We start from the raw sequence: 21404 nt of genomic DNA on the forward strand, positions 1-21404 counted from the left end.
TGGCCTTGACCTCGAGGGTCTTGAGCACCACGCGGCCGTCGTCGAGCAGCAGGACGTCGCCGGGCTTGCTGTCGGTGATCAGCGCCTCGTAGTCGATGCCGACGCGGGTCGCGTCGCCGGCGTTCTTGTCCAGGGCGGCGTCGAGGACGAAGCGCTGGCCCTTGTGCAGCGTCACCTTGCCCTCGGCGAAGCGCGAGATGCGGATCTTCGGGCCCTGCAGGTCGGCGAGGATGGCGACGAAGCGCCCGTGCTTGGCGGCCATCTCGCGCACCAGCGCGGCGCGGGCCCTATGTTCCTCGGCCTTGCCGTGGGAGAAGTTCAGGCGCACCACGTCGACCCCGGCGAGGATCAGTCCTTCGAGGACTTCGGGGGTTTCGGTGGCCGGGCCGAGGGTGGCGACGATCTTGGTTCTTCGCAGCATGGCGTTCATTCCTCTGGAAACGTTCTTGTGGAGGCTCGGGTGAAACGACTGGCGGAGCCGGGCGATTGGCGGCCCCGGTCCTGCCAGGCGGGACGGCCGCGCGCAAGCGCTGCCGTCCCGGTGCCGCTCAGCGGCGGCTGACGCTCAGGGCGACCAGGCTGCCGAGCACGGTCATCCCGGCCAGCAGGTACAGGGCGACGTCGGTGGTGCCGGTCATGTCCTTGATCCAGCCGACCAGATAGGGGCTGACGAAGCCGGCGATCTGCCCCATGGAGTTGATCAGGGCCAGACCGGCGGCGGCCGCGGCGGTACTGAGGAAGGCGGTCGGCAGCGGCCAGAACATCGGCAGGCCGGTGAGCGCGCCCATGGTCGCGATGCTCAGGCCGAAAATGGCCATGACCGGGTTGCCGGCGAAGCTCACCGCGACGATCAGCCCGGCGGCGCCCATCCACATCGGCACCACCAGGTACCAGCGGCGTTCGCCGCCCAGGTCGGACAGGTGGCCGACCAGTTGCATGAAGAGGCCGGCCAGCAGGTAGGGAATCGCGCTGATCCAGCCGATCACCAGGGCATCGCTGAAGCCCAGGGACTTGATGATCGACGGCAGCCAGAAGTTGATCGCGTAGACCCCGCTCTGGATGCAGAAGTAGACCAGGCCGAAGGCCCACACGGTGGGATTGCGCAGCACCGCGGACACCGAGTCGGATACTCCCCGTACCTTGCTCGCTTCGTCGGCGCTCAGGTCGGCTTCGAGCAGGCGGCGTTCGTCGTCGCTCAGCCAGCGGGCCTTGGCGAAGCCGTCGCTGAGCATGAAGATCGCCAGCACGCCGAGCAGCACGGTCGGCAGGCCCTGGATCAGGAACATCCACTGCCAGCCGGCGAGTCCGCCCTGGCCGAGCGCGAAGTGGTTGAGAATCCACCCGGAGAAGGGCCCGCCCACCAGGCCGGACACCGGGATCGCCGCCATGAACAGGGCCATGATGCGACCGCGGCGATTGGCCGGGAACCACTGGGAGAGGTAGAGCACCATGCCCGGGAAGAAGCCGGCCTCGGCGGCGCCGGTGAACAGGCGCAGGATGTAGAACTGCTCGGGCGTCTTGACCAGCAGCAGGGCGGTCGAGAGCAGGCCCCAGGCGATCATCATCACGGCGATCCAGCGGCGCGGGCCGAAGCGGGTCAGCGCCAGGTTGCTGGGCACGCCGCACAGCACATAGCCGATGAAGAAGATCCCGGCACCGAGGCCGTAGATGGTTTCGCTGAACGACAGGTCCTTGAGCATCTGCAGCTTGGCGAAGCCGACGTTGACGCGGTCGATGTAGTTGAACAGGTAGCAGACGAAGATGAAGGGGATGATCCGCCAGGTGATCTTGCGGTACAGCGCGTTCCGTTCGTCCTGGGCAGCGACGGAGCAGGCTGCGGTGCTGTTGGGGACGGACATTTCTTATCTCTCTTGTGGTTGTCGTTCGGAGCCGCGATCCACCACGGGCTCCTTGGCTGCGGAGTCTCAATCATCGACTGGCCATCGTCTTCGGCGATCTGCACGATGGCCGGCCTGCCAGGTTGTGCAGATGAACAATGCCCCGGCCGGGGGACGAGCCGATGCTGGGCGCCCCATCGGGATGCGGGACACCGGCGCGGGACTGGCGTACACAATTGGAGAGGCCCTTCCGAGAGGGCTGGACAGGTTTCGCCACGGGAGTGGACTTGCATGTTCGAACTGGACCATGAGCTGGCGCAGGACATCGTCACGCGGGCGATGGCGATCCTGCCGTACAACGTCAACGTGATGGACAGCCAGGGGCTGATCCTCGCCAGCGGCGAGCCCAGCCGGATCGATACCCGGCACGAAGGCGCGCAACTGGTGCTGTCCAACGCCCGGGTGGTGGCGATCGACAGCCAGGCGGCGTCCTGCCTGAAGGGCGTACAGCCGGGGATCAACCTGCCGCTGTTCTTCGACCGGCGGCTGATCGGCGTGCTGGGCATCACCGGCGACCCGGAGCAGGTGCGCCTCTACGGCGAGCTGCTGCGCATGACCGCCGAAATGCTGGTCGCCCAGCGCCACCAGCAGGCCGAGCACCAGTGGCGCCGTCAGCGCAGCGACGACCTGATGGCGCTGCTCCTGGAGGACGGCGGCGATGCTCCCCGGCTGCTCGACGAAGCCCGCTTGCTCGGCCTCAAGCCGCAGTTGGCGCGCACCCCCTGGCTGTTCGAGCTGGCCGAGGGACAATCTGCCGAGCGACTGGGCGACTGGCTGCTGGGGCGCCATCCGGACAGCTGGTGCGTATCGCCGGCGGCCGGCTCGCTGCTCTGGTGCCAGCCAGGAGCCAGCCTCGACGAGCAGGCCCAGACACAGCTGCTGGAACGGCTCGCGGCGCAGGGCTGGCAGATCCTGCGCGTCGCCGTCGGCGAGTTGGCCGAGGGCGTCGAGGGCATGCGCCACGGTTACCGCCGGGTACGCGATCTGCTCGCCTACGGCCGGGCGATCCTCCCCCGCCAGCGGCTGCTCGGCCTGTCGCGTTACCGCCTGCCGGCGCTGCTCTGGCACTACCGCGACGACGAGGCGGTCGAGGAACTGCTGCGGCCGCTGCAGCGGCTGCGTGCCCGCGACGCCGGCGGCCAGTTGCTCGGCACCCTGCGCAGCTGGTGCGAGCACCGCGGGCACAGCCAGGCCTGCGCCGATGCCCTCGGCGTGCACCGCAACAGCCTGCGCTACCGCCTGGAACGGATCGCCGAGCTGAGCGGGGTCGACGCGCTGCGCCTGGATGGCCTGCTGACCCTCTACCTGGGCATGCAGCTGCTGCCGTGGGACGAACCGGCCGCCTGAGGCTTTGTGCTTTTGCACAGAAATGGCGTGCCGCTCTTGGTCGTTCCGTCGACGCGCGCCGGGCGATTGCCCAGCAGAATGAAGCCTGCGCCTGTGCGCATCCCATACCCACAAGAGAAGATCCGCCATGAAAATCGTCATCGCTCCCGATTCGTTCAAGGAAAGCCTGTCGGCCACCGACGTGGCCGCGGCCATCGCCGCCGGGCTCGGCGAAGTCTGGCCGCAGGCCGAGCTGCTCTGCCGGCCGATGGCCGACGGCGGCGAGGGCACGGTGGACGCGGTGATCGCTGCGGTCGGCGGCGAGCGGCGCGAAAGCCTGGTGCGCGGCCCGCTCGGCGAGCCGGTGGCGGCGCACTGGGGCTGGGTCGCCGGGAGCCGCAGCGCGGTGATCGAGATGGCCGCGGCCAGCGGCCTGCACCTGGTGCCGGCGGACCGCCGCGATGCCTTGCGCAGCTGCACCTACGGCACCGGCGAGCTGATCCTCGCGGCGCTGGAAGCCGGCGCCGAGCGGATCGTCCTCGGCTTCGGCGGCAGCGCCACCAACGACGCCGGCAGCGGCATGCTGCGCGCCCTCGGCGCGCGCTTCGAGGACGCCGAGGGGCGCCCGCTGCCGCCCGGCGGCGCGGCGCTGGCGCAGTTGCAGCGGATCGACCTGAGCGGCCTCGATCCGCGCCTGGCGACGGTGGACTTCGAGGTCGCCTGCGACGTCGACAACCCGCTGTGCGGGCCGCGCGGCGCCTCGCACGTGTTCGGTCCGCAGAAAGGCGCGACGCCGGAGCAGGTGCGCCAGCTCGACGCCGCCCTCGGCCGCTTTGCCGACGTCTGCGCGGCGGCGCTGGGCCGCGACGCGCGGGACAGCCCCGGCTGCGGTGCGGCCGGCGGGATCGGCTTCGCGGCGCGGACCTTCCTCGGCGCGACCTTCCGCCCCGGCATCGAGCTGGTCGCGCAGGTCAGCAACCTGGAACAGGCCATGGTGGGTGCCGACCTGGTGATCACCGGCGAGGGCCGGATCGACGAGCAGACCCTGTACGGCAAGACCCCGATGGGCGTGGCGACCATCGCCAAGCGCCACGGTGTGCCGGTCGTCGCCCTGGCCGGGATGCTCGGCGAGGGCTACGAGCGCCTCTATGGCCACGGCATCGACGCCGCCTTCAGCCTGGTTCCCGGCCCGATCAGCCTGGCCACCGCCCTCGCCGACGCCCCACTCCTGCTGCGCCGGCGCGCCGCCGACATCGCCCGGCTCTGGCAACTGGCGCGGGGCTGAAGGGCGACGTTTGCCCTGGCGTGGAGACCCGCACGCGGTGAAGACAGTCCGGGCGGATGGCGATACAGTCGCCCGGGATACGACGGCCACCCTGGCCGGACCCCGTGCAGCGTCGGCCCCGGGCGATCTATCCGCTCCGCCCGCGCGCCAAAGGCGCTCACTCCTTCGCAGTGGGAGATAGAAATAGATGCCTTTACTGGCTGGGATTCTCAGCGTTCTCGCGCTGGTACTGGCGGCGGCCACGATCGTCGGCGTGATCGCGCCGTCGCTGTTCAGGAACCGAAAGACCGGACAAGTACCCAAACGCCTGTCGGTGCTGGTCTGGGGATGCATTGCCGTGTTCGTGGCGATGGTGCTGGCCGGCAGCCTCGTTCCGGCGCCGGAGCCGAAAGCGGCCAAGACCGGGACAAAAGACGCGGCCTCCAGCACGCGCCTGGTTGGCGGGGTCCCGTTTATGGTGTGAGCATCGCGATGCTGGTTTCGGGTGGGTGCTTGCCCACCTCCAGAGCGTCATGACGAGGCGCTTTCCTCGGCCATACCGACAGGTTCCGCCTTGCACGGCGGGTCACTTTTGCCAGTCGCGGCAAAAGTAACCAAAACCGCTTGCCCCTCCATCGGCCCTGCGCTGCGCTCCGGGTTCCCTCCCTCCGTCGTCGCTCCAGGAGTCCGGCCCGAAAGGCCATCCATGGCCATCGGGCCTTTCGCCGCATCCATGCGGCTCAACCCCTTGCGCAACGACTCCGCTCGGCCTCCTGCAAGGGGCGCTCGGCGCTGCCTGACAAGCTCTGCATCAAGATGCAAAAGCAAAGTCACATGATTACAGCCAAACTTGCTTCCAGCTTTCTGCCCAACTTTCAGCCCACTCCCCGGTCCCGTCAGGAGGCCGAGCGTAGGCACTGCGCAGGGGGACGCGAGGCAGGACGCCGAGCGAGTCACGAAGGGACAAGGACGTCCCTTCGTGACGTGCCCCCGGAGCAGTGCCGGAGCGAGGGAACCCGGAGCGCAGCGCAGGGCCGGATGTCGGGCGCGCTTTCTCTTTGGTTACTTTCTCTTTCGCGCGAGCAAAGAGAAAGTGACTCGCCGTGCAAGGCGAAACCTGTCGGTGGAGCCGAGGAAAGCGCTTCGTCATAATCCCAGAAAACAGGCCGGCACCCGCCAAAGCCAGGCCACACTCCAGCGGTAGGTGTCGAAAGTGGCATCCCCCTTCCCCGCTCTTCCCCCGCTACCACAACCGACACCCCACACCACTACATTCATTTTTTACATATTAGAATATGCAAAAAATGAATTTCCATCATTCTGCCTGCCTCTGTAGCCTTCTAAGCAACCAGCCGGACAAGATCCTTTTCTTATAAGAAACGAACAGGCCCTTGTCCTTTCCAACCCTCGCACAGGCAGGAGCCCGGCACATGAGCGTTCAGATTCTCGGCATGATCGGCCATCGACTTTCCTCGGAAACCATCGCCCCGGTGGGTCCGGTGTTCGACAAGCACTACATCCGCAACTTCGCCCAGGCGCACGAGAACGCCGGCTTCGACCGCATTCTGGTCGGCTACTGGTCCGACCAGCCCGACGGCTTCCTGGTCACCGCCCTGGCCGGCCTGTCCACCAGCCGCATCGGCCTCTTGCTCGCGCACCGCCCGGGCTTCGTCGCGCCGACCCTGGCCGCGCGCAAGCTGGCCACCCTCGACCAGCTGCTCGACGGCCGCCTGGCGCTGAACGTGATCAGCGGCGGCAGCGACACCGAGCAGCGCAAGGACGGCGATTTCCTCGACCACGACCGGCGCTATGCGCGCACCGACGAGTTCCTCGAGGTGGTGCGCAAGACCTGGACCGCCGAGCAGCCGTTCGACCACCAGGGCGAGTTCTATCGGGTCGAGCAGGCCTTCTCGGCGGTCAAGAGCGAGCAGAAGCCGCACCTGCCGGTGTATTTCAGCGGCGCCTCGGACGCGGCGATCCGCGTCGCCGGCAAGCACGCCGACGTCTACATGCTGTGGGGCGAATCCCTGCAGCAGACCCGCGAACTGGTCGAGCGGGTGCGCGCCGAGGCGGCCAAACATGGCCGCCACATCGAGTTCAGCGTGTCCTTCCGGCCGATCGTCGCCGCCACCGAGGACGCCGCCTGGGCCAAGGCCGAGGTCATCCTGAGCCGCGCCCGTTCGCGCCAGGAAGTGGCCCGTCCGGAACTCTCCCTCAAGCCGGAAAGCATCGGCGCCCAGCGCCTGCGCGCCACCGTGGCCCAGGGCGAGCGGGTCGACAAGCGCCTGTGGACCGGCATCGCCGGACTGGTCGGCGGCGGCCACAACTCCACCGCGCTGGTCGGCACCCCCGAACAGGTCGCCGACGCCCTGATCGACTACTACGACCTGGGCATCCGCAACATCCTGATCCGCGGCTTCGACCCGCTCAACGACGCCGTCGACTACGGCCGCGAGCTGATCCCGCTGATCCGCGCCAAGGCGGCCGAACGCGACCTGCAGAGCAGCGCCCGCCGCGCCTGAGCCCCCTCCCCGCCGCAGAACCCGGCGCGACCGCACCAGCGGAGCGCTCCACAGCCTTTCGTGGAGACCGCTTCATGACCAACCCGCTGCTCGCCCCGGCGAGCCTCCTTCCCCTGCCCGACCGCGAGACCGACCGATGAGCCGCCAGATCCACCTGGCCGGCTTCCTGCTCGCCGGCCCCGTCGTCCACAGCCATGCCGTCTGGCGCCACCCGGACACCCTCGGCGACTACCTCGATCCCGAGTACTACGCGCGCAGCGCCCGGGTGCTGGAGGAAGGCCTGTTCGACCTGCTGTTCTTCGCCGACCGCTTCGCCATCGGCGACCAGCTGGGCGGCTCCCGCGAACTGGCGCTGCGCTACGGCGCCCAGGACGCCACCCGCCTCGACCCGCTGCCGATCCTCTCCTACCTGGTCGGCCAGACGCGCCGGCTCGGCCTCGGCGTCACCCGCTCCACCACCTATTACGAGCCGGCCCACGTGGCCCGCTCGCTGGCCACCCTCGACCACCTGTCGCGCGGGCGCGCCGCCTGGAACATCGTCACCTCGATGAACGACAGCGAGGGCCGGCTGTTCGGCAAGGACCGCCATCTGGAACACGACCTGCGCTACGACCGCGCCGACGAGTTCGTCGAGGTCGCCCTGAAGCTGTGGAGCAGCTGGGCGCCGGACGCGCTCAAGCTCGACCGCGAACGGGGCATCCTCGCCGACCCGGCCGGGGTCCGCGACGTCGCCCACCACGGCGAGTGGTTCAAGGTCGAAGGCCCGCTGAACATCCCGCGCAGCCCGCAGGGCCGCCCGCTGCTGATCCAGGCCGGCTCCAGCGGCCGCGGCCGGCGTTTCGGCGCGCGCTGGGCCGAGGCGATCTTCAGCATCCACGGCAACCTGCCGGCCATGCGCGCCTTCCGCGACGACGTGCGCCGGCAGGTGATCGCCCAGGGCCGGGCGGCGGACCAGTGCAAGGTGCTCACCGCGGTGATGCCCTTCATCGGCGGCAGCGAGGCCGAGGCGCGCGCCAAGCGCGACCGCCACAACGCCCTGGCGCGCCCGGAGATCGGCCTGGCGACCCTCGCCGCGCAGCTCAACTTCGACTTCTCCGCCTTCCCCCTGGACACCCGCCTGGAAGCGATCGCCGCACAGCCCGGCACGCCGCCGGCGGTGGCCGAGAAACTGCGCTCGCTGGGCGCCTCGCTGAGCCTCGGCGAACTCGCGCAAAGCTTCGCCAGCAGCGTGCGCGTGCCGCAGCTGGTGGGCAGCGGCGTGCAGATCGCCGAGCAGCTGGCGGAGATCTTCAACGCCGGCGGCTGCGACGGCTTCGTGATCTCCCCCGGCTACCTGCCGGGCTCCTTCGCCGAATTCGCCGAGAGCGTGGTGCCGCACCTGCAGCGCCTGGGTCTCTACCGCCGCGCCTACGAGGGCACGACCCTGCGCGAACACCTGGGCCTCGGCCCCCTGGAGGCCTGAATGGGCACCCCCACGACCGCCGAGGACTGGCTGGCGCTGGCCCACGAGATCGGCGAGGAATTCACCCGCGACATCGCCCGCCGCACCCGCACCCGCGAACGCCCCGACGCCCAGCTGCGGCGCCTCAAGGACAGCGGCCTGACCAACCTGGCGATCCCCCGCGAGCTGGGCGGCGCCGGCCAGCGCTGGTCGCTGATCGTCCGCACCATCCGCGAACTGGCCGCCGGCGACGGCTCGGTCGGCATGCTCTACGGCTACCACCAGCTCAACGTGGTCAACCTGCGCCGCGAGCCGCAGCCGCGCCGCGACCACCTGCTGGCGGAAATCGCCGAACGCCGGCTGTGGCTGGCCGGGGTGGTCAACCCGCGCGACGACGACATCATCGCCACGCCGGACGGCGAGGGTTTCCGCCTCGACGGCCGCAAGGGCTTCTGCAGCGGCGCGGCCTTCGCCGACCTGCTCAGCGTCAGCGCGCGGCATGCCCGCGACAGCCGGCGGCTGATGGCGCTGATCCCCGCCGACCGTCCCGGCCTGCACTACGCCGACGACTGGGACCACTTCGGCGTGGAGCGCAGCGACAGCGGCAGCTTCGTCCTCAGCGAAGTGCGCGCCGAACCCGGCGAAGTCATCGCCAACGACCTGGAGGACGGCGACGACTTCTCCGCGGTGATCCGCACCCCGGTCAACCAGTCCGCCTTCACCCAGTTCTACCTCGGCAGCGCCCTCGGCGCGCTGCGCGCGGCGCGCGCCTACGTGCACCGCGAAGGCCGCGCCTGGCTGCACGCCGGCGTCGACAAGGCCCATCAGGACCCGCTGCTGGTCAGCCAGTTCGGCGAGCTGTGGATCGCCCTGCAGGGCGCCATCGCCCTGGCCGACCGCGCCGCGCTCAAGGTCGACGAGCTGCTCGCCGCGGACGAAGCCTTCACCGCCGAGCTGCGCGGCGAGGCCGCCATCGAGGTGGCCGCCGCCAAGGTGCTCGCCGCGCGCACCGCGCTGGACGTCACCAGCCGGGTGTTCGAGGTGATGGGCGCACGCGCCACCCACAACCGCTACGCCTTCGACCGCTTCTGGCGCGACACGCGCACCCACAGCCTGCACGACCCGCTCGCCCACAAGCTGCTGGAAGTCGGCGAGTACGCCCTGAACGGCCGGTACCCGCCGGTGCGGGCCTACACCTGAGGACACGCCATGCCCGGAAAACGCTTCAAACGCCTGCTCGGCGCCGCGCTGCTCGGCAGCTCCCTGCTCGCTGGCGCCCAGGCCCTCGCCGCCACCCTGGTGGTCGGCGATCAGAGCTTCAACAACCGCACGGTCATGGAGGCCGCCGGGGTGCTCGCCGACCTGCCCTACGCCCTGGAGTGGAAGCAGTTCACCGCCGGCTCGCCGGTGGCCGAGGCGCTGAACACCGGCAGCCTCGACGTGGGCCTGCTGGGCGACGCGCCGCCGCTGTTCCTCGGCGCGCTGGGCGCGCCGATCAAGGTGATCGGCGTCAGCACCCAGAACCTCGACGGGGTGGCCGTGCTGGTCCGCAAGGATTCGCCGATCCACAGCCTGGCGGACCTGCGCGGCAGGAACGCGGCGATCTGGAAGGGCTCCTGGAGCCAGCAGTTGTTGTTCACCGCCCTGGAACGGGCCGGGGTTTCCCCCGACGAGCTGCAGCTGCGCTACCTCGGCGCCCTGGACGCCTCCCACGCCCTAGAGGGCGGCGCGGTGGACGTGATCGCCACCTGGGAGCCCTACGTCAGCCAGCAGCTGCGCAACGGCGCGCGCGTCCTGACCACCGCCGAGGGCCTGATCCCGGCGCAGAGCTTCGTCGTCGCCACCGACAAGGCCATCGCCGACAAGCGCGAACTGCTCGGCGACTTCCTCCGCCGTCTGCAGCAGGCCCGCGAGTGGGTCCGCCAGAATCCGGCCAATAGCGAGAAATATGCCGACACCTGGGCCGAACTGACCCGCGCCGAACGCGACATCGCCCGCCGCTGGTTCTCCGGCGCGGCTATCCGCGTGCGGCCGATCGACGACCAGGCGGTCGCCGAGGCCCAGCAGACCGTGGACTTCTTCAGCCGGATCGGCCTGATCAAGAACTATCCGGCCGCCAGCCTGTTCGACGCCTCTTTCAACCGTTACCTGCCATCGCCGCCCGCCCAGGCGGCCCGTTAAGGAGATTCCCCCTCATGAACGCCATCACCCGGATCGACTCGGTCAAGGAGCGCGTCGGCGCCGCCGAATGGGAGGCCCGCGTCAAGCTGGCCGCCACCTATCGCCTGGCCGCCCGGCTGCGCTGGACCGACCACATCTACACCCACTTCTCGGTGCGGGTGCCGGGGCCGGACCGGCACTTCCTGATCAACCCCTACGGCCTGGCCTTCGACGAGATCACCGCCTCCAGCCTGGTCAAGGTGGACATCGACGGCACCCTGCTCGACGACCCCACCGGCCTCGGCATCAACCGCGCCGGCTACGTGATCCACAGCGCCATCCACGGCGCCCGCGAGCACACCCATGCGGTGCTGCACACCCACACCACCGCCGGCATCGGCGTATCGGCGCAGCGCGACGGCCTGCTGATGATTTCCCAGCACGCCACGCGCTTCCACAAGCGCCTGGCCTACCATGACTACGAAGGCATCGCCCTGGACCTGGACGAGCAGCAGCGGCTGGTCGCCGACATCGGTGAGCACGATGCGCTGATCCTGCGCAACCACGGCCTGCTCACCAGCGGCCGGAACATCGAGGAGGCTTTCTACAACCTCTATTACCTGGAGCGCGCCTGCGCCGCCCAGCTCGCCGCGCAGTCCGGCGGCGCGGCGCTGCACATCCTGCCCGAAGCGGTGGCGGAAAAGGCCGCGCGGGCCTTCGAGGACGCCGTCGTCCAGGGCCGTCACCACTCCCACTGGGACGCCTACCTGCGCCAGCTCGAGCGCGACGATCCGGGCTTCGCCCGCTGAGCGCAAGGAGGCTTGCGATGAAAAGCACCGCCCTGGCCGCGCTGGCCGCCACCCTCTTCCTGCATGCCTTCCCGGCCCAGGCCGCCGAACCGCTGACCCTGCGCATCGCCGACCAGAAGGGCAACATGCGCGCCCAGCTGGAGGCGGCCGATGCGCTGAAGGATCTGCCCTACGTCATCCAGTGGTCGGAATTCCCCGCCGCCGCGCCGCTGGCCGAAGCCCTCAACGCCGGCGCGGTGGACGCCGGGATCATCGGCGACGCGCCGCTGCTGTTCAGCCTGGCCGCCGGCGCCCAGGTCAAGGCCATCGCGGTGAACAAGTCCAACCCCTACGGCACCGCACTGCTGGTGGCCGGGGACAGTCCACTGAAAACCGCCGCCGACCTCAAGGGCAAGCGCATCGCCACCGGGCGCGGCTCGATCGGCCATTTCGTCGCCCTCAAGGCGCTGGAAAAGGCCGGGCTCGCCGAGCAGGACGTGGAGTTCCGCTTCCTCGGCCCGGTGGACGCGAAGATTGCCCTGGCCAACGGCTCGGTGGACGCCTGGGCGACCTGGGAACCCTACACCGCCCTGGCCGAAAGCAGCGGCCAGGGCCGGGTGCTGGTCGACGGCCGCGGCCTGTGGGCCGGCAACAGCTACCTCGCCGCCACCGATAAGGCGCTGGCCGATCCGGCCCGCCGCGAGGCGCTGCAGGATTATCTGCAGCGCCTGAACGGCGCCCAGCACTGGGCCTACGGTCATGTCGACGACTACGCCAAAACCCTGGCGCGGATCATCGGCTTTCCCGAGGACGCGGCCCGCCTGTCCTTCGCCCGTCGCGAACTGCGCTGGCAGGCGGTGGACGCGGCGACCGTCGCCCAGCAACAGGCGACCGCCGACTTCTACCAAGCCCACGCCCTGCTGCCGCAGCGCCTGGACGTGGCGCCGACCTTCGACCACGGCTTCCGGATCGGCCCGCCCGCGCAGGCGGCGAGCCTGACCCCGCCGCCGGCCAGGCCCTGAACACCAAGGATTACCCATGAAGCTTTCGCGTTTTCTGCGTAACGGCCTGGCCAGCCTGCTGCTGGCCGCGCCCCTGAGCCAGGCCGCCGACAGCGTGCTGCGCATCGGCGATCAGAACTACTACAACGTGCGCGCCTCGCTGGAGGCCTCCGGCACGCTGGAGGGCGCGCCCTATCGGGTCGAGTGGAAACACTTCCAGTCCGCCGCGCCGCTGGCCGAAGGCCTGGACGCCGGGGCGCTGGACCTCGGCTTTCTCGGCGACTCGGGGTTCATCTTCCTCGCCGCCAAGGGTGCGCCGGTCAGGCTGATCGGCGTTTCCCGGCAGAACCCGGACACCATCGCCCTGCTGGTGCCCAAGGCCTCGCCGGCCAAGACCATCGAGGACCTCAAGGGCAAGAAGGTCGCCTACTGGCCCGGTGCCTGGAGTCAACAGTTGACTTTGCGCGCCCTGCAGAAGGCCGGCCTGCCCGGCGACTACGTCGAGTTCGTCAAGCTGATGCCGATCGACGCCGCCGCCGCGCTGCCGCAAGGCAGCATCGACGCCTTCCCGGTGTGGGAGCCGTACATTTCCCAGCAGACCCTCTTCTCCGGCGCCCGCCCGCTGCTCACCGCCAAGGGCCTGATGCCGGGGCTGTCCAGCATCGCCGCCAACGCCGCCTCCCTCGAACCCAAGCGCGCCGCCATCGCCGACTTCCTCGGCCGCCTCAAGCGGGCACGCGCCTGGGTCGAAGCGCACAAGAGCGAGTACGCCGAGCTCTGGGCGCAGAAGGCCAACCTCGACCCGGCGGTGTCCCGCCACTGGATCGGCCAGGCCGGCATGAGCGTCGCCCCGGTGGACGCACAGGCCGCCCGCGACTACCAGGAAACCGCCGACTTCCTCAAGGAAACCGGCGCCCTGCCCAAGGCTTTCAAGGTGGATGAGGTGATCGACGGGTCCTTCGCCGAGGCATTGCAGCCCTGAGAGGCTGTGAAAAATTCAAGCTGCTGCTGAGCCCCCTTCAAAACCCCCGCTAAAACGTTGCGCTACGTGAAAAGTGAGACTATTTGGTCCGCAAACTCTCCTGCATTTCACGTAGCACGCCGTTCTGAAGGTGGTTGGAGAGGTTCTCGCGGCGCTATTCGATTTTTTCACAACCTCTGAGTCGCCGCCTGCCCCTGGGCAGGCCGGACAACCATGCGGGAGCGCCCCTTGCCGGGACGCTCCCGCAACTTTCATGACCTCTGCGAGCCCGCCCGTCGGGCGAATGGGTTTCCCCCGGCCAAGCGGCCCGGCACAGCCCGCGCTGTGGCGCGGGCTGTGCCAACACGTCGACAGACCCCAGAGGCCGATTCCATCTTGCTGCGTAACCTCAACGCTGAGAGTCGTTCGTGCTCCGATTCCACGTGTGGTAACGCCCCAGCCAGTGGGCATAGGGCGCCGGCAGCGTCCAGGACGGGCGCTCGATACCCAGCTCTTGGGCCGCGGCATACGGCCAGTGCGGGTCGGCCAGGTGGGCGCGGCCGATCATGGCGAGGTCCAGCTGGCCTTCCTTGACGGCCCGCTCGGCGACCTGCGGGGTGCCGAAGCCCCAGGCCGATGCCACCGGGATGCCCACCTCGCGGCGTACCCGCTCGGCGATCGGCCCCATGAAGCCGGGTGCCCAGGGAATAGTGGTGTCCGCGATGGTGAAGCCGATGCTGACGCTCAGCAGGTCCAGGCCAGTCTGCTTGAAGCGACGGGCCAGTTCGATGGATTCGGCGAAGGTCTGTTCGTCCCGGCCATCGAACTCGATCACCCCGAAGCGGGCGGTCAGCGGCAGATGTTCCGGCCATACCTCGCGGACTGCCGCCAGGGTCTCCAGCAGGAAGCGGCAGCGCTTGTCGAAGCTGCCGCCGTAGGCATCGGTGCGCTGGTTGGAATGTTCGGAGAAGAAGCTCTGCGCCAGGTAGCCGTGGGCGAAATGCAGCTCCAGCCACTCGAACCCGGCATCGCGCGCCCGGCACGCCGCGGCGACGAAATCGTCCCGCACCCGGGCGATGTCCTCCAGGGTCATGGCCCTGGGCACGTTCGGCAGGTGGCGGCCGAAGGGAATGGCCGAGGGGGCGATGGTCTGCCAGCCGCGCGGATCGCCCTCGGCGATGTGGTCGTCGCCCTCCCAGGGACGGTTGGCGCTGGCCTTGCGGCCGGCGTGGGCGATCTGGATGCCGGGCACGGCCCCCTCGGCCTTGATGGCCTGGACCACCGGCACGAAGGCCTGGGCCAGTTGGTCGTTCCAGATCCCGGGGCAGCCGGGGGAGATGCGGCCCTCCGGCGAGACGGCGGTGGCCTCGACGATCACCAGCCCCGCCCCCCCCTGGCGATGCTGGCGTAATGCACTTTATGCCACTCGTTGATCAGACCGTCGTTGGCCATGTACACGCACATGGGCGGAACGGCGATACGGTTGCGCAGGGTGACATCCTTCAGCGTGTATGGCTGGAACAGAGCGGACATGGAGCTTCCTCGTGCGGTGAGATTGAATTCTGTAGTTCGATGATATTCGAACAATAGCCGGCGGACAATCCCTCCGGTATGATTCCGCCATGCGCCCCTTCAAGCACCCCGCCGCCAGCGAATTCGTCCTCGAGCGCGTTCTCTACGCCCTGAGCGATCCGGTGCGCCTAGAGATCGTCCGGCGCCTCGCCGCGCTGGGCGAGGCCAGTTGCAGCGAGCTCGACGGCGGCCGGCCGAAGTCGAGCGTCTCCCACCATTTCCGGGTGCTGCGCGATGCAGGCCTGGTCTGCACCCGCAGCGCCGGGACCACCCACATCAACTCGCTGCGCAGCGAGGAGATGAACGCGCGCTTCCCGGGTTTGCTCGAGGCGATCCTGTCGCAGCGCGAGTGAAGCGCGCCCTGCGCAAGGCATGGCAGGCCACATGAAAGCCGCTGGCCCAGGGCGCACGTCTCCCAGCTAATCGGCCCGGCACAGTCCGCGCTTCTCGCCCGGCGCGGCCTGCGCCCAAGCGAAGGCGATCAGCGCGACCAGCGAAAGACCGCTGCCGAGTGCCGCGACGCCCAGCCAACCCGTGTGCGCGTAGAGCGCGCTGGCCACCGAGGAGCCCGTGGCGCCGCCGACGAAGATGCTGGTCATGTACAGCGCGTTGAGGCGCCCGCGGCTGGCCGGGTCGAGGCTGTAGACCGCGCGCTGGCCGAGCACCATGTTCATCTGCACGGCGAAGTCGAGGACGACCCCGGTGATCGCCAGCCCGACGACCCCGAGCGGCAACGGGACGACGCCCGGCAGGAAACTGAGGATACCGAGCGCCATCGCCAGCCCGGACATCGACCGGGTATGGCCGGCGTCCGCCAGCCGCCCGGCGATGGGCGCGGCGACCGCACCGACCGCGCCGGCCAGGGCGAAGAGCGCGATCTGCGACTGGGACAGGCCGTACTCGCGCGACAGCGCCAGCGGAGCCGCCGTCCAGAACAGGCTGAACGCGGCGAACATCAGCCCCTGGTAGAGGGCGCGCTGGCGCAGCACCGGCTCGCGCCGGAACAGCTGCCCGAGCGAGCGGAGCAACTGGGCATAGCTCGCCCGGTGGTCGGGGCGGCGGCCGGGCAGCGTGGTGGCGACGACCAGGGCGATGAGCAGCATCGCCGCCGCCGCGCCGAAGAACACCACCCGCCAGTGGAAGTGGTCGGCGATCAGGCTGGAGACCGGGCGGGCCAGCAGGATGCCCAGCAACAAGCCGCCCATGATCGCGCCGACCACCCGGCCACGGGTTTCCTCGGGCGCCAGGTGCGCGGCGAGGGGAATCAGTATCTGCACCGACACCGAGCCGAAACCGATCAGCAGCGAAGTCGCCAGCAGGACGCCCGGCCCTTCGCTCAGCCCCGCGCCGATCAGGCTGACGACAGTGACCGCGAGGGTGGCCAGCATCAGCCGGCGATTCTCGAGCAGGTCGGCGAGCGGCACCAGGAAGAACAGCCCCAGCGCATAGCCGACCTGGGTCAGCGAGACGATGAGGCTCGCGCCGCCGGCGGAAAGGCCGATGTCGGGGGCGATCAGTTCGATGATCGGCTGGGCGTAGTAGATGTTCGCCACGATGACGCCGCAGCAGAAGGCGAACAGCAGGACCAGGCCCTTGCTCAGGGTTGCGGCACTGTGCGCCGGTGCGGTCGTTGCCGGGCGGCTCATGGGCGTGACTCCTCTGCAAGGGTCCGGGCGAGCGGCGCCCCGGCGAGGCGCGGCTCGCGTGGGAAAGGGACCAGCGGGATGGCGAGAAGGAATGGCTGGGGCATGGCGGTTCTCCACGGTAGGTTGTCTGGTCGCCACCTTAGGCGCTGCCGGCAACCGGGAGAATCCTGCGGCGGCGCAATGCGGCGTTGCGCCCGGTGCAATGGCGCACGTCAGAGGATTCGCGCCATGAACGCCAGGAAGGCCTCGATCCGCATCGAGCCGCGATGGTTGGGCAGATAGCGCGCGCTGATCAGCGGACGGGTGTTGTCGGGATCGACCGAGAAGGTGTCGAACAGGCTGGTCAGCCGGCCGCCCGTCAGGTCCTGGTCGACGATCCAGTCCGGCAAAAGCGCCACGCCGAGGCCGGCGCGCGCCACCGCATGCAGGGCTTCGACATTGTCGCTCCTGAACCGCCCGTGGACCGGCACGCGGATGACTTCGTCCTGCGCCTGGAAAGTCCACACTTGCCGGGCGCTGCCGTAATTGAAACGCAGGCAATCGTGCGCGAGCAGATCCATCGGCTGCTCCGGCACGCCCCTTTCCCGCAGGTAGTCCGGACTGGCCACCACGCGCCGCCGGAACCGCCCGAGCGGGCGACTGATCACGCCGTCCATCGGCGCCGCCGCGCCGAGCCGGATCGACAGGTCCACCCGCTCGGCCAGCAGATCGACGATGTCGTCGGTCAGGGAAATGTCCAGTTCCAGCCGGGGATACTGGCGCAGCAGATCCCCCAGGTGCGGGCAGATGCGCGCACGCCCGAAGGCCATCGGCAGCGAGACGCGCAGGGGACCGGCCGGCTCGTCGCCGCGGTCGCGGATCGAGGCGTCGGCCTCCTCCAGTTCCTCCAGGATGCGCCGTGCGCTCAGGTAGTAGGCGGCTCCGGCCTCGGAGACCGTGACCTGGCGGGTCGAGCGGTTGAGCAGGACGCTGCCGAGCTCCTGCTCCAGCGCATCGACCATCCGGGTGACCGTGGAGGTCGCGACCTCCAGCCGGCGGGCGGCCGCGGAAAACCCTTTGGCGTCCACCGTGGCAACGAACATCCTCAGAGCGAGCAACTTGTCCACGCCATCTCCCGCAATCAACGAAGCCACTGCATGCTGGCCGATTCAGTATGGTCCCATGACTTCGGCACGAACCTCGCCCGGCAAAACCGGGTGGCCGCCCCCTGCGGGCGGCTGTTGCACGCGATGCAGGGACGACCGGACAGCGCCGAACGCCCCTTGCAGCGGGCCGGGGGAGTCATCGCGCCATGGAGCGAAAAACTTGGCGCCGCGAGAGCGGCGTTGGCCTTGGAGCGACGACGGCGCCAAGGGACCCGGAGCGGTTCGCGCGCCCCGGAAACCCAGGCCGGCTTGCCAGTGGGCTTGGCCTGCGAGAAAAAACGGGGGCAATTGAACATGAAATGCGAACAAACAGATCACGAATGCACCATTGATGGCAAAAAAGTGCTCAATATCCTTAGAGGGGAAGTCTTCTGCGCTTTGCACTGCAAGGCCCGGGAGTCTCGCATGACCATAAGACAGCGAGCCCTATCGAATGAACACACCACGAACGCTCTACGACAAGCACATTGACTCGCACACCCTGTGTCCGCTCGACGACGACGGCCACGTACTGCTCTACATCGACCGCCAAGTTCTCAACGAATACACCAGCCCGCAAGCCTTCAGCGGTCTGCGCGAGGCCGGACGCACCGTCTGGCGTCCGGAAACCGCGCTCGCCGTGGTCGATCACGTCAATCCGACCGCACCGCAGCGCATTGCCGCCATGCCCGACGAGGGCGGCGCCCGCCAAGTGTCCTACCTGGCCGAGAACTGCCGCGACTTCGGTATCGAACTGTTCGATGTGCTCGACAAGCGCCAGGGCATCGAGCACGTGGTCGCCCCGGAACAGGGCTTCATTCTGCCCGGCATGGTGGTTGCCGCCGGCGACAGCCACACCACCACCTACGGTGCCCTGGGCGCCTTCGGCTTCGGTATCGGCACCTCGGAGATCGAGCACCTACTGGCCTCGCAGACCCTGGTTTACAAGCGCCTGAAGACCATGCGCGTGACCGTGGAGGGAAGGCTCGGACTGGGCGTGGCATCGAAGGACATCATCATGGCGCTGATCGAAAAGATCGGCGCCTCTGGCGCCACGGGCTATGCCATCGAATTCGCCGGCTCGACCATCGACGCACTGAGCGTCGAGGCTCGCATGACCATCTGCAACATGGCGGTCGAGGCCGGCGCCCGTGGGGCCTTCATGGCCCCGGACGACAAGGTCTTCGCCTACGTGAAAGACAAGCTCCGTGCGCCGAAGGGCGAGCAGTGGGAGCAGGCCGTGGCCAAATGGCGCGAGCTGAAGAGCGACGAAGGCGCGGTGTTCGACTGCGAGGTGGCCATCGTTGCCACGGCCATCCAGCCGATGGTCACCTGGGGCACCAGCCCGGACCAGGCCGCCCCCATCGGTGCCCGGGTGCCCGATCCGGCCGGCGAAGCGGACCCGATTCGTCGCCGCGACCTGCAACGCGCCCTGGACTACATGGGTCTGGAGCCCGGCCAGCGGCTCGACGGGATCGCCATCAGCCATGCCTTCATCGGCTCCTGCACCAATGCCCGCATCGAGGACCTGCGCCAGGTGGCCGAGGTGGTCAGGGACCGTCGGGTGGCCGCCGGCGTGCGGGCGATGATCGTGCCCGGCTCCACCGCAGTACGTGCCCAGGCTGAATCGGAGGGGCTGGCGGAGATCTTTCTCGCCGCCGGCTTCGAGTGGCGCCAGTCGGGCTGCTCGATGTGCCTGGCGATGAACGACGATGTGCTGGACGTCGGCGACCGCTGCGCCTCCAGCACCAATCGCAACTTCGAAGGGCGCCAGGGCGCCGGTGCACGCACGCATTTGATGAGCCCGGCGATGGTCGCCGCCGCTGCCCTCGCCGGTCGTCTGACCGATGTCCGCTCACTGTCCTTGGAGGCCTGAAGCATGGAACCCTTCCTCACCGTCAGCGGCAAGGCCGCGCCCTTTCTCGCCGCCAACGTCGATACCGACGTGATCATGCCCAAGCAGTTCCTCAAGGGCATCGACCGCAGCGGCCTGGACCGCGGGCTGTTCTTCGCCCTGCGCTTTCTCGAGTCCGGCGCGCCGAACCCGGAATTCATCCTCAATCGGAGCGCCTGGCAAGGCGCGAAGTTTCTGGTCGTCGGCCCCAACTTCGGCTGCGGCTCGAGCCGCGAGCATGCGGTCTGGGGACTCAAGCAGTTGGGTATCCGCGCGCTGATCGGCACCCGCTTCGCCGGCATCTTCTATGACAACTGCCAGCGCAACGGCGTGCTCACCATCCAGCTGGAAGAGGACGAGCTGCGCGAACTGGGCCGGCTGGTCGGCCAGCCGGAAAGCAACCGGATTTCCGTCGATCTACCGGCCCAGCAGATCCGCTTGCAGGACGGCCGGGCCATCGGCTTCCGGATCGATGCGCTGCGCAAGGAGGCCTTGGTCCAGGGCCTGGATGCCATCGGCAGCACCCTGCGGCGCGCCGAGCAGATCCGCGCCTTCGAGCGCCGGCACCTGCAGGAAAACCCCTGGCTCGCCTGACCCCCGCCCCATGAACCGCGCGCCGTCCCTCGGCGCCGCGGTTTGTAGCGCCGCCTACAGCGAAATGCCCTTGAAATGCTGCTCGAGGAATTCGACGCAGACCCGCAGTTTCGCCGAGTTGGCCAAGCGCGTCGGATAGACCGCCCAGACATTGGCGCTCTGGTTATAGTCGTGCAGCACCTGCACCAGTCGCCCCTGCTCCAGCAGCGGCTTCACGTCCCACAGCGAGCGCAGCAGGATGCCTCGTCCGTGCAGCGCCCACTCCAGCACGATCTCCCCGTTGTTCGACGACAGCGGCCCGCTGACGCGCACGCTGGCGGGCTTGCCATCGCACGAGAGATGCCAGACGCCGAAGGAGTTGTTGCGCTCCTTGAGTACTAGGCAATCGTGGCGTTGCAGGTCGTCCAGGCTGGTCGGCGTGCCGCGTCTTGCCAGGTAGTCCGGCGTGGCGCAGAGCACCCGCTTGTTGGTTACCAGCCGCTTGCAGATGTGCTGGCTCGGCAGGTCGTCGCCGACCCGGATCTCCAGGTCGAAGCCCTCGCCGACGATGTCCACTACCCGGTCGAACACCTCCAGGCGGATCTCCAGCTCCGGATAGCGTTCGGCGAGCAGCGAGATGGCCGGCGCCACATGGTTGCGGCCGAAGCCGAAGGTGCTGCTGATGTGCAGCAGCCCGCGCGGCGTCTGCCGGACCTGGGACAGCTCGTCGAACAGGTCGTCGAGGTCGCCCAGGATGCGCACCGCCCAGCGCTGGGCGCGCTCGCCGTCCTCGGTCAGGGCGATGCGCCGGGTGGTGCGATGCAGCAGGCGCGCCTTGAGGGTCGACTCGAGGATCTGGATGCGCTTGCTGACATAGGCCGGCGACAACCCCAGCTCTTCCGCCGCTGCGGCAAAGCCCTGCTTGCGGATCACGGTGAGGAAGACGCGCAGGTCTTCGGGCAGGGGCAATTGATCACGGACTGTGCTCACAGGACACCTACCTGGTCGGTTTTCGCACGAAAGGCGGAAGATAACACGCCGTCAGCCGGGCCTGACTCTGTTTCCCATCCCGACCGACGGCTCTCGAAGCAGTGCTTCAAGCCTCCGCCACTGCATGTTTCTGTCATCAATAATGCTGCTATTCGGCAGATCAATACACACCTCATGAACAGTAAGGTCACAGTTCGACCATTGATGGTTGGCTGCAAAAACCTAGGATGGAGAGCGCAATCAA

General features: G+C 68.8%; 18 protein-coding genes and 1 pseudogene. 13 read left to right on the forward strand and 6 right to left on the reverse strand.

Annotated elements, in window-relative coordinates:
• Nucleotides 1–421: pyruvate kinase (locus BMY22_RS17520; protein WP_244158906.1), on the reverse strand; the 421-nt coding region annotated here is incomplete at its 3' end.
• A gap of 127 nt (nt 422–548) precedes the next feature.
• A complete protein-coding gene (locus tag BMY22_RS17525) occupies nt 549–1859 on the reverse strand; it encodes an MFS transporter (RefSeq protein ID WP_090624183.1) in 1311 nt (436 codons plus the stop codon).
• Nucleotides 1860–2129: 270 nt separating this feature from the next.
• Between BMY22_RS17525 and BMY22_RS17530 the strand changes: the two genes are divergently transcribed.
• From BMY22_RS17530 to BMY22_RS17580, 10 genes are all read left to right on the forward strand, one after another.
• Nucleotides 2130–3245, forward strand: coding sequence for a sugar diacid recognition domain-containing protein (locus tag BMY22_RS17530; protein ID WP_090624185.1), 1116 nt, complete (start codon nt 2130–2132; stop codon nt 3243–3245).
• A gap of 127 nt (nt 3246–3372) precedes the next feature.
• Nucleotides 3373–4509 (forward strand): glycerate kinase, encoded by a 1137-nt coding sequence (locus tag BMY22_RS17535; protein WP_090624187.1) that lies wholly within the window; start codon nt 3373–3375, stop codon nt 4507–4509.
• Nucleotides 4510–4696: 187 nt separating this feature from the next.
• The gene (locus BMY22_RS17540; protein ID WP_244158907.1) at nt 4697–4972 is read left to right on the forward strand and encodes a hypothetical protein; all 276 of its coding nucleotides are present in this window, start codon (nt 4697–4699) and stop codon (nt 4970–4972) included.
• A 946-nt stretch (nt 4973–5918) separates the two neighbouring features.
• Complete coding sequence (locus BMY22_RS17550; RefSeq protein WP_090624190.1) at nt 5919–7010, forward strand: LLM class flavin-dependent oxidoreductase; 1092 nt, start codon at nt 5919–5921, stop codon at nt 7008–7010.
• A gap of 136 nt (nt 7011–7146) precedes the next feature.
• Nucleotides 7147–8472 carry an LLM class flavin-dependent oxidoreductase gene (locus BMY22_RS17555; RefSeq protein WP_090624192.1) on the forward strand — a complete coding sequence of 442 codons (1326 nt, stop codon included), beginning with the start codon at nt 7147–7149 and terminating at the stop codon, nt 8470–8472.
• Nucleotides 8473–9651, forward strand: coding sequence for an acyl-CoA dehydrogenase family protein (locus tag BMY22_RS17560; protein WP_090624194.1), 1179 nt, complete (start codon nt 8473–8475; stop codon nt 9649–9651).
• A 9-nt stretch (nt 9652–9660) separates the two neighbouring features.
• Nucleotides 9661–10632 carry an ABC transporter substrate-binding protein gene (locus tag BMY22_RS17565; RefSeq protein WP_090624196.1) on the forward strand — a complete coding sequence of 324 codons (972 nt, stop codon included), beginning with the start codon at nt 9661–9663 and terminating at the stop codon, nt 10630–10632.
• Between the two features lie 14 nt (nt 10633–10646).
• The gene (locus BMY22_RS17570; RefSeq protein ID WP_090624198.1) at nt 10647–11420 is read left to right on the forward strand and encodes a class II aldolase/adducin family protein; all 774 of its coding nucleotides are present in this window, start codon (nt 10647–10649) and stop codon (nt 11418–11420) included.
• 17 nt (nt 11421–11437) lie between these two features.
• The gene (locus tag BMY22_RS17575) at nt 11438–12421 is read left to right on the forward strand and encodes an ABC transporter substrate-binding protein (protein ID WP_090624199.1); all 984 of its coding nucleotides are present in this window, start codon (nt 11438–11440) and stop codon (nt 12419–12421) included.
• Nucleotides 12422–12437: 16 nt separating this feature from the next.
• Entirely contained in the window at nt 12438–13382 is a 945-nt protein-coding gene (locus BMY22_RS17580) for an ABC transporter substrate-binding protein (protein ID WP_090624201.1), read from the forward strand.
• A 388-nt stretch (nt 13383–13770) separates the two neighbouring features.
• On the opposite strand, the pseudogene BMY22_RS17585 reads toward BMY22_RS17580, so the two are convergent.
• Nucleotides 13771–14894 (reverse strand): annotated as a pseudogene (locus tag BMY22_RS17585) (NADH:flavin oxidoreductase/NADH oxidase).
• 89 nt (nt 14895–14983) lie between these two features.
• Between BMY22_RS17585 and BMY22_RS17590 the strand changes: the two are divergent.
• On the forward strand, nt 14984–15286 hold the full coding sequence (locus tag BMY22_RS17590) for an ArsR/SmtB family transcription factor (RefSeq protein ID WP_090624203.1): 303 nt from the start codon (nt 14984–14986) through the stop codon (nt 15284–15286).
• 66 nt (nt 15287–15352) lie between these two features.
• Here BMY22_RS17590 and BMY22_RS17595 read toward each other — a convergent pair whose 3' ends face one another.
• Nucleotides 15353–16579, reverse strand: coding sequence for an MFS transporter (locus BMY22_RS17595; protein WP_090624205.1), 1227 nt, complete (start codon nt 16577–16579; stop codon nt 15353–15355).
• A 212-nt stretch (nt 16580–16791) separates the two neighbouring features.
• Nucleotides 16792–17685, reverse strand: a complete 894-nt coding sequence (locus BMY22_RS17600; protein WP_090624207.1) for a LysR family transcriptional regulator — start codon at nt 17683–17685, stop codon at nt 16792–16794.
• Between the two features lie 472 nt (nt 17686–18157).
• On the opposite strand from BMY22_RS17600, the gene leuC reads away from it, so the two are divergent.
• Nucleotides 18158–19579 carry a 3-isopropylmalate dehydratase large subunit gene (gene leuC, locus BMY22_RS17605; RefSeq protein ID WP_090624209.1) on the forward strand — a complete coding sequence of 474 codons (1422 nt, stop codon included), beginning with the start codon at nt 18158–18160 and terminating at the stop codon, nt 19577–19579.
• Nucleotides 19580–19582: 3 nt separating this feature from the next.
• On the forward strand, nt 19583–20191 hold the full coding sequence (leuD, locus tag BMY22_RS17610; protein WP_090624211.1) for a 3-isopropylmalate dehydratase small subunit: 609 nt from the start codon (nt 19583–19585) through the stop codon (nt 20189–20191).
• 54 nt (nt 20192–20245) lie between these two features.
• Here the strand turns inward: leuD and BMY22_RS17615 are convergent, their stop codons facing one another.
• A complete protein-coding gene (locus BMY22_RS17615) occupies nt 20246–21160 on the reverse strand; it encodes a LysR substrate-binding domain-containing protein (RefSeq protein ID WP_090624213.1) in 915 nt (304 codons plus the stop codon).
• Between the last annotated feature and the right edge of the window lie 244 nt (nt 21161–21404).

The organism is Azotobacter beijerinckii, assembly GCF_900110885.1.
Taxonomy (GTDB): Bacteria; Pseudomonadota; Gammaproteobacteria; order Pseudomonadales; family Pseudomonadaceae; genus Azotobacter; species Azotobacter beijerinckii.